Here is a 13,445-nt window from a genome sequence, read left to right as displayed (position 1 = left end):
GGCGTTCGTTCAGGACAGTGCAAGCGAGATGTCGTTGGTCGGGACCTTGCGGTCGAAGGTGAGGTTGGCCTCGACGTGTTCCAGGTGCTCGGTCATGAGGCGCACGGCGAGTTCCTCGTCGCGTGCGGCCAGCGCCTTCACGATGTCGGCGTGCTCGTCGTTGGAGTGCTCGGCGGCGCTGGTGCTCTGGTACATGAGCGTGATGAGGGCGCAGCGCGAGATCAGCTCGCCCAATATTTGCGCCAGCACCTGGTTGCCCATGAGCTCGGCCATGCGCACGTGGAAGTCGCCCAGCAGTTCGGTGCGGCCCGACACGTCTTCGCCGCCGACGGCCGATTTCTCGAGCGCCACGTGCTCCTTGAGCGCCTTGATCTTGGCGGGCGTGACGCTGCGCACGAAGGCTCGCGTCATTTCGGCCTCGAGCATGCGGCGCACGGCGAACACCTGCTTGGCCTCGTCGACGGCGGGCGCGGCCACGAAGGCCCCGCGCGCCGGCTCGAGCCGGATCAGCTTGTTCTGCGAGAGCTGGAACAGCGCCTGGCGCACCAAGGTGCGCGACACGCCGAAGTGGTCGGCCAGCTTCTGCTCGGCGAGCTTGGTGCCGGGCTGAAGGCGGTGCTCGACGATGGCCTTCGTGAGGGCATCGACGATCGAACGGGTGGTGGAGGACTCCATGTTTTTCATGATAGACCCAAAGCCGGTAACTGTATACACTTTTGTCCACCGGAATTTCCCGCACCCCGATCTCACCGATCCGACACCCTTTGAAGGAGGCCCCATGGGCTTGAGCACTCACGTACTGGACACGATGCACGGCGGCCCCGCGGCCGGCATGGAGGTGGCGCTGTACACCACCGACGGCGACGCCGCGACGCTGGTGAAGCGCTTCACGCTGAATTCGGACGGCCGCAGCGACGGTCCGCTCTACGACAACAACTCGATCAAGGTCGGCACCTACCGCCTCGTGTTCGACGTGGCGGGTTACTTCAAGGCCCGCGGCGTGACGCTGCCGGAGCCGAACTTCCTGAACAAGGTGGCGCTGGACTTCGGCGTGGCGCACACCGACCAGCACTACCACGTGCCGCTTCTGGTCAGCCCGTGGAGCTACTCCACGTACCGCGGCTCCTGAGGTCAGTCGCCTTGTTGCTGCCCTTCGGTCAGGGTGTCGAGCTGGAAGCGTCCGCTCTTGTCCCACAGCCACGTGTCGGTCCAGGTGACCGCGCCCAGGCGCTGGGCGGGCGGGAAGGGCGCGGCCTGCAGCACGGCGCGCTCGATCTCGGCGATCACCTCGGGCGCGTGCTTGGGCGCGCGCAGCCAGTGCATCGAGACCACCTTGCCGCCGGTGTCCAGGTTCACCTGCAGCGTGCCGACCGCGTACAGCAGCGGCGGCATCTGGCCCTTGTAGATGCGCGAGGGGTTGGCGTTGTAGATGTGGCGTGCGGCGTCGCGGCGGTACTCGCGCGCGGTGGCCGCACTGGAGGCGCGCGGTGCGGGCCCGCTGCCCTGTGCGCTGCTGGCGCCGCTGAGCTGGCCGGGCACCGAGCCCGTCGAGCCGCAGCCGGCGAGCCACAAGGCGGAAAGAACAGTGGCGGCCCAGGCGAGGCGGCGCGGCGTAAGCTGGCGGTTCGTCATCATCGCCGGGTTTATACCGTGAGTCGTTGCGGGCCAGGCAACCGAAGGTATCGGTCATGAACGGTGCGGTCGATCAATTGCTGGCGCGTCTTCAACAGGAAGACGCCGTGCTGGTGCGCGTCGAATCGACGCAGGGCTCGGCCCCGCGCGAGGCCGGCACCTGGATGGCCGTCTGGGCCGACGGGCTCACGGCCACCATCGGCGGCGGGCAACTGGAGTTCCAGGCCACGCAGGAAGCGCGCGAAATCCTGGCCGGCACGCGCAGCCTCGACGGCGTGCAGCGCTACCCGCTGGGCCCGAGCCTGGGCCAGTGCTGCGGCGGCGTGATGTTCCTGACCTACCGGCGCATCGGCGCGGCCGACGCGCCCGCGCTGCAAAAAGAACTGGTCGCGCAGCTCGAACCCGTGGCCCTGTTCGGCGGCGGCCATGTGGGCGCCGCGCTGGCGCGCCTGCTGGCCGTGCTGCCGTTCTCGGTGCGCTGGATCGACAGCCGCGACGGCGTGTTCCCCGACGCGCTGCCCGCGCAGATCGACACCGAGCACTCCGAGCCCGTGCAGGACGCGGTGGCCGCGCTCGCGCCCGGCAGCCGCGTGCTGATCATGAGCTTCAGCCACGCCGAAGACCTGGACATCGTCATCGCCTGCCTGAAGCGCCTGCGCACGCGCAACGACCTGCCCTACATCGGCCTCATCGGCAGCAAGACCAAGTGGGCCACCTTCCGCCACCGGCTGGAGGCGCGCGGCTTCACGGCCGACGAGCTGGCGCGCGTCACCTGCCCGATCGGCGTGCCCGGCATCACGGGCAAGGAACCCGAGGTGATCGCGGTGGCCGTGGCGGCACAGTTGTTGCAATCGCTGGGCTGAACAGGGTTTTCCCTTGGCGGCGACGCCGCAAATAGCATCCCGCCTCGTGCCAAAACTGTATACACTTTCGGTCCACAACAAGCCGCAGCGGAGCGAGGTCCATTTCAACGGACCTGCGTTCGCGGCACTTTCTCTGCTTACAGCGCCCGCGGTGGTGAGCAGGCTGAAACCCCTCCTTGGCGCCCCCACGCGCCAACAGGGTTGAGAGAGCGCTATATGGAAAGCTACTACCTCGACTGGGCCAACCTGCTGCTGCGCTGGGTCCACGTCATCACCGCCATCGCCTGGATCGGCGCCTCCTTCTACTTCGTGATGCTGGACAACAGCCTCGAGAAGCCGCAGGACCAGGAATCGCTCGACAAGGGCGTGGGCGGCGAGCAATGGGCCGTGCACGGCGGCGGCTTCTACAACAGCCAGAAGTACGCGCTGGCGCCCAAGAAGCTGCCCGACCACCTGCACTGGTCGTACTGGGAGAGCTATTCGACCTGGCTCACGGGCTTTGCGCTCTTCACGATGTCGTACCTGTGGAACGCGAGCACGTACCTCATCGACAAGAGCAAGATGGACTGGCAGCCCGGCGCCGCCATTGCCGTGGCGCTGGCCTTCTTCGTCGTGTTCTGGATGGTCTACGACGGCATCTGCCAGATCTTCGGGCGCCGCAAGCACGGCGACACCATCGTCGGCGTGCTGATCGCGATCTTCATCGCCTTCGCGACCTGGCTGGCCTGCCAGTGGTTCGCGGGCCGCGCGGCCTTCCTGCTGGTGGGCGCCATGATGGCCACCACCATGAGCGGCAACGTGTTCTTCTGGATCATCCCGGGCCAGCGCAAGAACGTGAAGGCGCTGCGCGAAGGCCGGCCGGTCGATCCGGTGCACGGCCAGCGCGGCAAGCAGCGCAGCGTGCACAACACCTACTTCACGCTGCCGGTGCTGTTCGCGATGCTGAGCAACCACTACAGCTTCACCTACACGCACAAGTACAACTGGATCGTGCTGCTGCTGATCATGCTCGGCGGCGCGGCCATCCGGCAGTTCTTCGTGGTGCGCCACCGCTTCAAGCTGGGCAACGCGGGCAACCCGCTGCCTTACGCCATGGTCGGCATCGCGGTGCTGGGTCTCACGATCGTGTGGATGAAGCCCGAGCCGGCCGCGCCCGTGGCGGCCACCGCTGCCCAGGCCGCGCCCGCCGTGGCCTACCAGGACGTGCAGAAGGTGCTGGAACAGCGCTGCTTCATGTGCCACGGCGCGGCCGTGCAGATGAAGAACGTGCGCGTCGACACGCCCGACCAGGTGACGGCGCATGCGCAGGCGATCTACCAGCAGGTCGTGGTGACCAAGATCATGCCGATGAACAACGCGACCAACATCACCGACGAAGAGCGGGCGTTGATCAGCCGCTGGTTCCAGGCCGGCGCCAAGACGAACTAGCAGACCGTGGCCTGCGAGGGCGGGCCGCCGGTCGTCGCACAATCGCCGAATGGAGACAACACGCAAGCCATGACCGCATCGACCTCGCCCTCAGCAACAGCTCCCGATCCGCGCGAAGCCCCGCGCGCTTTCCTCGAACACCTGTACCGCGTGGCGGTGGACCGCGCACTGCCGCTGTCCACGCTGGGCGCGCATCTGCCGAAACCGCCCAAGGGCCGTACCGTGGTGCTCGGCGCCGGCAAGGCCGGCGGTTCGATGGTGCAGGCGCTCGAGGCGCTGTGGCCGGCCGACGCCCCGTTGTCGGGCCTGGTCGTCACGCGCTATGACCACATCCCGCCGCGTCCCGAAGGCGTGCCGCAGCGCATCGAGCTCGTCGAGGCCGCGCACCCCGTGCCCGACGCGGCCGGCCAGCAGGCGGCCGAGCGCATCCTGGCGCTCACGCAGGGACTCACGGCCGACGACCTCGTGCTGTGCCTCATCTCCGGCGGCGGCTCGTCGCTGCTGGTGCTGCCGGCCGAAGGCCTCACGCTGGCCGACAAGCAGCGCATCAACAAGCAACTGCTCGACAGCGGCGCCCACATCGGCGAGATGAACTGCGTGCGCAAGCACCTGTCGCGCATCAAGGGCGGCCGGCTTGCGGCGGCCTGCGCGCCGGCGCGCGTGGTCACGCTCACCATCAGCGACGTGCCCGGCGACGACCCGGCCGTGATCGCCAGCGGCCCCACCGTGCCCGACGCCACCACCTGCGCCGACGCGCTCGCCATCCTCGACCGCTACGGCATCGAGGTGCCGGCGCCCGTGCGCGCGCAGCTCGAAAGCGGCGCGCTCGAAACCCCCAAGCCCGACGACGCCGTGTTCGCCGGCCACAGCACCCACCTCATCGCCACGCCGCAGCAGTCGCTCGAAGCCGCCGCCGCCGCTGCGCGCGCCGCCGGCATCGGCGTGCACGTGCTGAGTGACGAAATGGAAGGCGAATCGCGCGAAGTGGGCAAGGTGCATGCGGCGCTCGCCCGCGCCGTGGCTCTGCGCGGCGAACCCTTCGCCCGGCCCTGCGTCATCCTGTCGGGTGGTGAAACCACCGTCACCATCCGCCCGCGCCAGCCCGGCCAGGCCAAGGGCCGTGGCGGGCGGGCCGGCGAGTTCTGCCTGGGCCTGGCGGGCGCGCTCATGGGCCAGCCGCAGGTGTGGGCGCTGGCCGCCGACACCGACGGCATCGACGGCGTGGAAGACAACGCCGGCGCCTTCGTCACGCCCGACACCCTGGCGCGCGCCACGGCGCAGGGAAAAAAGCTGTCCGACCACCTCGACCGCAACGACGCCTACGGCTACTTCGACGCCATCGGCGACCTGTTCGTGACCGGTCCGACGAACACCAACGTCAACGACTTCCGCGCGATCCTCGTGCTGTAGGCGCGTCCCGGCCCCTGGCGGGGGCCGCCGGCAAGCTTTGTGAACTCAGGTTAATCTACGGCCCCGGCGGCGCTTGGCCGCCGTTGTCGCATGCGCACCCCCACGGGGTGCCGCGCCGCGCGCCCGATTTCCCGTTTCGTTTTCACCATCCAGTCCTCGAAGGAAAGAGTTCGCCATGACCGCCACCTACACCGACACCCGCCTGCTGATCGACGGCCAATGGGTCGACGCCGCCGACGGCAAGACGCTCGACGTGCTGAACCCCGCCACCGGCAAGGCCATCGGCAAGGTGGCGCACGCCAGCATCGTCGACCTCGACCGTGCCCTGGCCGCCGCCCAGCGCGGCTTCGAAGCCTGGCGCGACACGCCCGCCAACGAGCGCGCCGCCGTGATGCGCCGCGCCGCCGGCCTGATCCGCGAACGCGCCCTGGACATCGCCAAGCTGCTGACGCAGGAACAAGGCAAGCCGCTGGGCGAGGCCAAGGTCGAAATGATGGCCGCCGCCGACATCATCGAATGGTTCGCCGACGAAGGCCGCCGCGTGTACGGCCGCATCGTGCCCTCGCGCAACCTGGCCGCGCAGCAGCTGGTCATCAAGGAGCCGGTCGGCCCCGTCGCGGCCTTCACGCCGTGGAACTTCCCCGTCAACCAGATCGTGCGCAAGCTCGGCGCCGCGCTCGCCACCGGCTGCTCCTTCCTGGTGAAGGCGCCCGAAGAAACCCCGGCCTCGCCGGCCGCGCTGCTCAAGGCCTTCGTCGACGCCGGCATTCCGGGCGGCGTGGTGGGCCTGGTGTTCGGCAACCCGGGCGAGATCTCGAGCTACCTCATCGCGCACCCGATCATCCGCAAGGTCACCTTCACCGGCTCGACCCCGGTCGGCAAGCAGCTGGCCGCGCTGGCTGGTTCGCACATGAAGCGCGTCACGATGGAACTGGGCGGCCACGCCCCGGTGATCGTGGCCGAAGACGCCGACGTGGCGCTGGCCGTCAAGGCCGCCGGTGCCGCCAAGTTCCGCAACGCGGGCCAGGTCTGCATCTCGCCGACCCGCTTCCTGGTGCACAACAGCCTGCGCCATGAGTTCGCGAGCCTGCTGGTCAAGCACGCCGAAGGCCTGAAGATGGGCGACGGCCTGGTCGAAGGCACCAACCTCGGCCCGCTGGCCAACGCCCGCCGCCTCACGGCCATGGCCCATGTGCTGGAAGACGCGCGCAAGAAGGGCGCCACCATCGCGACCGGCGGCGAACGCGTCGGCGACACCGGCAACTTCTTCGCGCCCACCGTCATCACCGACGTGCCGCTGGACGCCGACGTGTTCAACAACGAACCCTTCGGCCCCATCGCAGCCATCCGCGGCTTCGACACGCTCGAAGAAGCCATCACCGAAGCCAACCGCCTGCCCTTCGGCCTGGCCGGCTACGCCTTCACCAAGTCGATCAAGAGCGCGCACCTGCTGAGCCAGAAGCTCGAGCTGGGCATGCTGTGGATCAACCAGCCCGCCACGCCCTCGCCGGAAATGCCGTTCGGCGGCGTGAAGGATTCGGGCTACGGTTCGGAAGGTGGCCCCGAGGCGATCGAGGCTTACCTCAACACCAAGGCTGTTTCGATCCTCGGCGTTTAACTAGTCTTCGGCGGAGGCGTTCCAGAACGCCTGCTGGACACCCTCCAGCGTTTCCAGCTCCGCGATCACCTGGTCGAGCTCTTCGGGCTCGACCGCGGTGGCGTACAGCGTCGCCGCAATCTCCGTGTCGGCCTGCCCGAAGGCGTGCTGGTCGATGTCGCGCACCGGGTAGTTCGCGGCTTCCAGCTGCACCAGCAGCTGGTCCATCACCTCGGGCCGTGCCGCGCGTGAGCAGATCACGCGCACCGTGTACGTCGCCTCGCTCGATTCCTCGTGCACCGGACGGCGGTTGATGCGGTTCACCACCGGCCGCAGCAGCGTGTTGCTCGCCAGCACGAAGAGCGCGGCGATCAACGCTTCGCCCAGCAGGTCGGCGCCCGCGCAGGCGCCCACCGCGGCCGAGCCCCACAGCGTCGCCGCCGTGTTCAGCCCGGTGATGTTGGCGCCTTCCTTCATGATCGCGCCGGCGCCGAGAAAGCCGATGCCCGAGACCACGTAGGCGACCACGCGCACCGCGCCGTCGGGGCCGCCCAGGCGGGCCGCCATGTCGACGAACACGGCCGCGCCCACGGCCACCAGCGTGTTGGTGCGCAGCCCCGCGGTGCGCTGGCGCACCTGGCGCTCGAAGCCGATCAACGAGCCCAGCAGAAAGGCCGCGCCCACGCTGACCAGGGTGTCCAGCAGCGAGGGCATGTTGATGTGGCGAATGGCTTCCATGAGTGATCCTCCTGATCCTCTGTGTGCGAAGCAGGGTAGCGGCCTTGTGTGACAGCCGCGACCCTGCGTCCGGACGGTTGTCTGTGTCTCATTGCCAGCCGTACTTGCGTGCGTACCAGCCCTTCACGGCCTGCGTCAGCGTCGCGTAGCCGACGAGCATCAGCACCAGCCAGGGGAAGTACGCGAGCGGCAGCGCCTGCAGCTTGAAGTAGTGCGCCAGCGGTCCCATCGGCAGCCAGATGCCCACGGCCGCGATCGCCGCGCCCATGGCCAGCAGCGGCCAGGCCGCGCGGCTTTGCAGGAACGGAATCTTGCGGGTGCGGATCAGGTGCACGATCAGCGTCTGCGACAGCAGGCCCTCGATGAACCAGCCCGACTGGAACAGCGTCTGGTGCTCCACCGAATTGGCTGCGAACACGAACCACATCACGGTGTAGGTCAGGATGTCGAACACCGAGCTCAGCGGCCCGAAGAACACCATGAAGCGGCCCAGGTCGGCCGGGTTCCAGCGCTGCGGCGTCTTCAAAAACTCCTCGTCCACGTTGTCGAACGGGATCGCGATCTGCGACACGTCGTACAGCAGGTTCTGCACCAGAAGGTGCAGCGGCAGCATCGGCAAAAAGGGCAGGAAGGCACTGGCCACCAGCACCGAGAACACGTTGCCGAAGTTCGAGCTGGCCGTGATCTTGATGTACTTGAGCATGTTGGCGAAGGTGCGGCGGCCTTCGACCACGCCTTGCTCCAGCACCATCAGGCTCTTCTCGAGCAGGATGATGTCGGCCGATTCCTTGGCCACGTCCACCGCGCCGTCCACCGAGATGCCGATGTCGGCGGCGCGCAGCGCGGGCGCGTCGTTGATGCCGTCGCCCATGAAGCCGACCACGTGGCCGTTGGCATGCAGCGCCTGCACGATGCGTTCCTTGTGCGCGGGCGTGAGCTTGGCGAACACCTGGCGCATTTCGACCACCTGCCGCAGCTCGGCCTCGTTCATGCGCTCGACCTCGTGGCCGAGCACCATGCGTCCGGCGTCGATGCCGACGTCGCCGCAGACCTTGCGCGTGACCAGCTCGTTGTCGCCGGTCAGCACCTTCACCGCCACGCCGTGCGCGGCCAGCGCCTGCAGCGCGGGCGCGGTCGATTCCTTCGGCGGATCGAGAAAGGCCACGTAGCCCAGCAGCGTGAGCCCCGCCTCGTCGGCCACGCCGTAGGCCGGCTTGCGTGCGTCGGCGTGCAGCGTGCGGCTGGCCACGGCCACCACGCGCAGGCCCTGGGCATTGAGCTCCGAGGCCACGCGGTGGATGCGTGCCATCACGTCGGCGTCGAGCGCGAGCACTTCGGCGCCGCGTTCGACCGAGGTGCACACCGACAGGATCTCTTCGAGCGCACCCTTGCAGATCAGCAGGTGCTCGTCCTCGCCGTGCGCCACCACCACCGACATGCGGCGGCGCGAGAAGTCGAAGGGCACTTCGTCGACCTTGCGCCAGCCGGTCTGCAGCTGCGTGTCGAGCTGCACCTCGGCGTGGCTGAGCACGGCCTTGTCGAGCAGGTTCTTCAGCCCGGTCTGGTGAAAGCTGTTGAGGTAGGCCTGCTGCAGCACGTGGTCGGAGTCTTCGCCCCAGGCGTTGGTGTGGCGTTCGAGCACGATGCGGTCCTGCGTGAGCGTGCCGGTCTTGTCGGTGCACAGCACGTCCATCGCGCCGAAGTTGTGGATGGCCTCGAGCCGCTTCACGATCACCTTGCGGCGCGACATCACGACGGCGCCCTTGGCCAGCGTGGCCGTCACGATCATCGGCAGCATCTCGGGCGTGAGGCCGACCGCGATCGACAGCGCGAACAGCGCCGCCTCCCACCAGTCGCCCTTGGTCACGCCGTTGATCACCAGCACCAGCGGCGCCATCACCAGCATGAAGCGGATCAGCAGCCAGCTCACGCGGTTGATGCCGGCCTGGAAGGCGGTGGTGCCGCGGTCGGTCGCGCTCACGCGCTGGGCCAGCGCGCCGAAGAAGGTGCGCTCGCCCGTGTGCACGATCACCGCGGTGGCGGTGCCGCTGATCACGTTGGTGCCCATGAACAGCAGGTTGTCGCGCTCCAGCACGCCGGCCTGGTGGTCGGCGGCGGTGGCTGCAAACTTCTCCACCGGCATCGATTCGCCGGTGAGCGCCGACTGGCTGATGAACAGGTCTTTCGCCGAGAGCAGGCGCGCGTCGGCCGGGATCATGTCGCCGGCCGACAGCGCGATCACGTCGCCGGGCACGAGGTCGCGCATCGGCACTTCGATGCGTTGCGTGCCCGCGTGCGCGAGGTCGAAGCCCCCGTCACCCGCGCGGCCGGCCTTCTCGCCGGGCGCGGGGCGCAGCACCGTCGAGGTGTTGCTGACCATCGCCTTGAGCCGGTCGGCGGCCTTGTTGGAGCGCGACTCCTGCAGGAAGCGCAGCACGGTCGACAGCAGCACCATGCTGCCGATCACCACCGTGGCCTTCGTGTCCTCGGTGATGTAGGAGACCAGCGCCAGCACCGTCAGCAGCAGGTTGAAGGGGTTGCGGTAGCACTGCCACAGGTGGTTCCACCACGGCAGCGGCTGCTCGTGGCGCACCTCGTTGCTGCCCAGCCGCTTGCGCAGCGCCAGCGCGTGGGCTTCGGTGAGGCCTTGCGACGAGCTGTTCATGCGCACCAGCACCTCGCCCGCGTCGGTGTGCGAGGCGGCGGCCAGCGCCTTGGCGATCTCGGCCGGCATCGCGGCCGAGCCGAGGCTGCTGGGCTTGGCGCTCAGCAGCGTCTGCCAGCGCTCGAAGTGATGCCGCATGTGGCGGCTGCGCAGGAAGCTTTCGAAAAAGGACTTCAGGACGTTCTTCATTGTTCTTCTCCTGTGTGAGGGCGCTCAGCGAGCGAACGCCCAGGTGAGGCCCAGCGTCCAGCCGCGCGGGCCGTCGTGGCGCAGGTCGCGTGCGTGGCTGAGGTCGACGTTCAGGGCCGGCGTGGCCGCCCAGCGCAGGCCGGCGCGCCAGGCGTTGCGTCCGCCTTCGCGGAAACGCTCGGCCACGAACGACAGCGCGGGCAGGGCGGCCCATTCGAGTGCCGCGCCCGAGTGGCTGGTGCTCGGCTGCGCGCGATGGAAGTCGCGCCCCAGGTTCAGGTGGGCGCGCCAGGCGTCGTCGAACTGCCAGGTGACGGGGATCACCACGCTGCTGTCGGCCAGGCGCAGCGAGGCGTGGCTGGCATCACTGCGCTGCCACGTGGCCGAGGCCAGCACGCCGGTGCTCAGCGTGTCGGTGAGCGCAAAGGCCCACTTGATCTGCGGGCCGGCGCGCACGGTGCGGCCGTCGGCACCGCGCTCGCGCTCGAGGTTCAGGCCCAGCTCGATGGGGCCGACACGGCAGGCCGGGCCGAGGTGCACGAGGCGCTGGCCGCCCCAGGTCTCGATCTGGCACTGGCCCGGATCGAGGATGGCGGCGTCGTCCACCGAATGGTGGCCGCCGGCGGCGTGGGTCTGCGTGGCGGCCAGGCCGCAGAGGGTGGCGAGCCAGGCGCGGCTTGGCGCGGGGCGGCGGGGGGCAAAGGGGCGGGCGCTGGAACGGGCGGCCGTGGCCGTCCGCACGACACGCCGCAGGCGTTCGCGGGTCATGGGAGTTTCTCCTTCGGGTGCGGCGCGCCGCGAAGGAAGGAAACGCCCGTGACGACTTGCTTACTTACTCAGCAGTCAGCCGGCGGGGCTCCTCCGCAGCGCGGCAGGCTGCGAGGTGAATGGGGGATCGATCGGGCAGTGAAGGCGGCGCACAGCGGCGCAAGCAAGGGTCCGGGTCCATGAGGGCCTCCTGTTCTGTGGGGGTGGCAGGGGCGGGCTTCAGCGGCGCGTGGTGCCGTGGCCGGGTGGGTCGAGCAGCAGGAAGAAGCTGCGGATGCGGCGCGTGGTCCACAGCGCGGCGGCGCGGTCCAGGGCCTGCTCGTCGTCGACGTGCGGGGCCGGGTTCACACGCACAGGCGCACCGGCGTGCGCCGACGGGCGACCGTGCGACGGTCGCACCTGCGGATGCAGCGGACGAATTTGAAACTGGCGCATGACAAGGCTCCTTCACGCTGAAGGGCCTCGCGCACGGACGCACGCAAGCTGACTGACAAAGTCAGCGACGAAGAACAACGGGAATCGGTAGGGGGAGCCGCTTGCCCGTGGGGCAAGGGGTTCGCGCTGCGGACACGGCGGCCGCAAGCGCGGGAGCTGCCTGCGCTAGAGGGCCGGGGGTGTCACGCCTGCCGAGGCACGCGTCTTGTCACTGATCCAACTGGCACTGTCCACGCACGGGGCTCCGAAATGATGATTTCCGGATTGTTGCACCGCATCATTGCCAGCGTCAACCCTTGGCATGAAGCAACAGGCTGCGTCGGGGCTGCGTGGCGTGGAGCCGGGCCTCGTTCGCGCTGCGTTCGATAGGGGCCGGAAACCAGCGGAAGATGTTCGAGTCGCTGCGCCAGCCGTTGCTGAAGCGCACGAACAGGAAGCCCGAGATGGCATTGCCCAGGTCGTCCACCGGAATGCCAGCGGCGCGCAGGGCCTCGACCTCTTGCGCGGCGCTCATGTCGAAGGGGAGTTTCAGCGTGATGCTCGCGCTGTGAAGACTGGGTCGGGGCATCGTGACCTCCTTTGCACTGACCATGGGCCGTAGTGAAGCGCAAGGAGTTGTGTCAGGCGATACCGAAGATATGGGAGCTGTCCATTGGACAGAGGGGGTGCGATTCGCCCTCGCTCCCTCGTGGCATCCCCTGACCGGGGGATGCCAGGGGGAGGGTGGCCTATGCCGAATGCCTGTCCCTGTGCCTATAGTCGACGCGCATGAAACCAAGCACCCCCGCCATCCTGTTCGTGTGCACCGGCAACATCTGCCGCTCGCCGACCGCGCACGCATTGCTGCTTCACAAGGCGCAGCGCGCGGGCTTCGCGGTGGAGGTCGACAGCGCCGCCATCTCCGACGAGGAGCGCGGCAATCCGCCCGATCCGCGCTCGGTGGCTGAGGCGCTACGGCGCGGCATCGCGATGCCCGCGCACCGCGCACGCCAGGTGCATGCAGCCGACTTCGAGCGCTTCGACTGGCTCATCGGCATGACGCAGCAGCACTGCGCCGCGCTGCGCCGACGTGCGCCCGCCGATGCGGGGCGCAAGGTGCGCCTGCTCTCGGAGTTCGCCGATGCCATCGGCGGTGACGTGCCCGACCCGTGGTACGGCGGCCACCAGGCCTTCATCGAGGCCTTCGACCTGATCGACCTCGGCGTGGAAGGCCTGCTCGCGCAGCTGCGTCGCGACGCGGCCTGAGCCTGCGGGCCTTCTTCAGCCCGTGCAGAGCGCCCGGATCGTCGGCGGAATCGGCACCGCGCGGATGCCGCCGCCTTCGCGCTTGGCCGCAAAGATCCGCACCTCTTCGCATTCGAGGATCAGGTCGTCGCCGCGCGTCACGCGGTAGGTCTGCACGAAGCTCTTGTCGCGCCATTCGGTGATACGCACCGCGATCTGCAGCGTGTCGCCGTAGCTGGCTGCCTTGACGAAGCGCGTGTGCGTGTCGACCAGCGGCGTGCCGATCACGCCGAGGGTCTGGGCCGTTTCTTCCCAGCGCGGCACGCCGCACTCGGCGAAGAAGTGGCGCGAGGCCGCGTCGATCCAGCGGAAGAAGTTGGGAAACCAGACGATGCCGGCCGGGTCGCAGTCGCCGAACTCGACGCGTGCGGTGTAGACGACTTCCTTGCCGGAAGCCTCGTTGGGAGTTGGAGTGCTGCTCATCCGTCGATTGTCC

Annotated in this window: 14 protein-coding genes; 6 read left to right on the top strand and 8 right to left on the bottom strand. The window is 68.7% G+C overall.

The annotated features are described in order from the left end of the window. Positions 1-9: 9 nt before the first annotated feature. Positions 10-684 (bottom strand): GntR family transcriptional regulator, encoded by a 675-nt coding sequence (locus tag VHAB30_RS17780; protein WP_056574067.1) that lies wholly within the window; start codon positions 682-684, stop codon positions 10-12. A gap of 94 nt (positions 685-778) precedes the next feature. Here VHAB30_RS17780 and uraH point away from each other — a divergent pair, with 94 nt between their 5' ends. Next, positions 779-1,129: a hydroxyisourate hydrolase gene (gene uraH / locus VHAB30_RS17775; protein WP_070061690.1), complete on the top strand. Its 351-nt coding sequence runs from the start codon at positions 779-781 to the stop codon at positions 1,127-1,129. Between the two features lie 2 nt (positions 1,130-1,131). Here the strand turns inward: uraH and VHAB30_RS17770 are convergent, their stop codons facing one another. Further along, positions 1,132-1,635, bottom strand: a complete 504-nt coding sequence (locus VHAB30_RS17770; protein WP_159277980.1) for a hypothetical protein — start codon at positions 1,633-1,635, stop codon at positions 1,132-1,134. 53 nt (positions 1,636-1,688) lie between these two features. Between VHAB30_RS17770 and xdhC the strand changes: the two genes are divergently transcribed. From xdhC to VHAB30_RS17750, 4 genes are all read left to right on the top strand, one after another. Next, positions 1,689-2,495: a xanthine dehydrogenase accessory protein XdhC gene (xdhC, locus tag VHAB30_RS17765; RefSeq protein ID WP_159277979.1), complete on the top strand. Its 807-nt coding sequence runs from the start codon at positions 1,689-1,691 to the stop codon at positions 2,493-2,495. Between the two features lie 216 nt (positions 2,496-2,711). After that, positions 2,712-3,923, top strand: a complete 1,212-nt coding sequence (locus VHAB30_RS17760; RefSeq protein ID WP_070061693.1) for a urate hydroxylase PuuD — start codon at positions 2,712-2,714, stop codon at positions 3,921-3,923. Positions 3,924-3,992: 69 nt separating this feature from the next. Continuing rightward, entirely contained in the window at positions 3,993-5,333 is a 1,341-nt protein-coding gene (locus VHAB30_RS17755; protein WP_159277978.1) for a glycerate kinase type-2 family protein, read from the top strand. A gap of 175 nt (positions 5,334-5,508) precedes the next feature. Further along, positions 5,509-6,951, top strand: a complete 1,443-nt coding sequence (locus tag VHAB30_RS17750) for an NAD-dependent succinate-semialdehyde dehydrogenase (protein ID WP_159277977.1) — start codon at positions 5,509-5,511, stop codon at positions 6,949-6,951. Here VHAB30_RS17750 and VHAB30_RS17745 read toward each other — a convergent pair whose 3' ends face one another. From VHAB30_RS17745 to VHAB30_RS17725, 5 genes are all read right to left on the bottom strand, one after another. After that, positions 6,952-7,668, bottom strand: coding sequence for an MgtC/SapB family protein (locus VHAB30_RS17745; RefSeq protein ID WP_159277976.1), 717 nt, complete (start codon positions 7,666-7,668; stop codon positions 6,952-6,954). It abuts the gene before it with no gap. Positions 7,669-7,756: 88 nt separating this feature from the next. Continuing rightward, positions 7,757-10,522, bottom strand: a complete 2,766-nt coding sequence (gene mgtA / locus VHAB30_RS17740) for a magnesium-translocating P-type ATPase (RefSeq protein WP_159277975.1) — start codon at positions 10,520-10,522, stop codon at positions 7,757-7,759. A gap of 24 nt (positions 10,523-10,546) precedes the next feature. Beyond that, complete coding sequence (locus tag VHAB30_RS17735; protein WP_159277974.1) at positions 10,547-11,290, bottom strand: hypothetical protein; 744 nt, start codon at positions 11,288-11,290, stop codon at positions 10,547-10,549. Between the two features lie 219 nt (positions 11,291-11,509). Next, a complete protein-coding gene (locus tag VHAB30_RS17730; protein WP_095744190.1) occupies positions 11,510-11,725 on the bottom strand; it encodes a hypothetical protein in 216 nt (71 codons plus the stop codon). Between the two features lie 289 nt (positions 11,726-12,014). Further along, the gene (locus VHAB30_RS17725) at positions 12,015-12,293 is read right to left on the bottom strand and encodes a hypothetical protein (RefSeq protein ID WP_235926727.1); all 279 of its coding nucleotides are present in this window, start codon (positions 12,291-12,293) and stop codon (positions 12,015-12,017) included. A gap of 200 nt (positions 12,294-12,493) precedes the next feature. On the opposite strand from VHAB30_RS17725, the gene VHAB30_RS17720 reads away from it, so the two are divergent. Beyond that, positions 12,494-12,970, top strand: coding sequence for a low molecular weight protein-tyrosine-phosphatase (locus VHAB30_RS17720; protein WP_095946752.1), 477 nt, complete (start codon positions 12,494-12,496; stop codon positions 12,968-12,970). A gap of 15 nt (positions 12,971-12,985) precedes the next feature. On the opposite strand, the gene VHAB30_RS17715 is transcribed toward VHAB30_RS17720, so the two are convergent. Next, positions 12,986-13,432 (bottom strand): acyl-CoA thioesterase, encoded by a 447-nt coding sequence (locus VHAB30_RS17715; protein WP_159277973.1) that lies wholly within the window; start codon positions 13,430-13,432, stop codon positions 12,986-12,988. Between the last annotated feature and the right edge of the window lie 13 nt (positions 13,433-13,445).

The organism is Variovorax boronicumulans (assembly GCF_009811375.1).
Classification (GTDB): Bacteria; Pseudomonadota; Gammaproteobacteria; order Burkholderiales; family Burkholderiaceae_C; genus Variovorax; species Variovorax boronicumulans.
The sequence above is the reverse complement of the archived record's forward strand: the minus strand, read 5'-3'. Positions and strand labels throughout refer to the sequence as shown.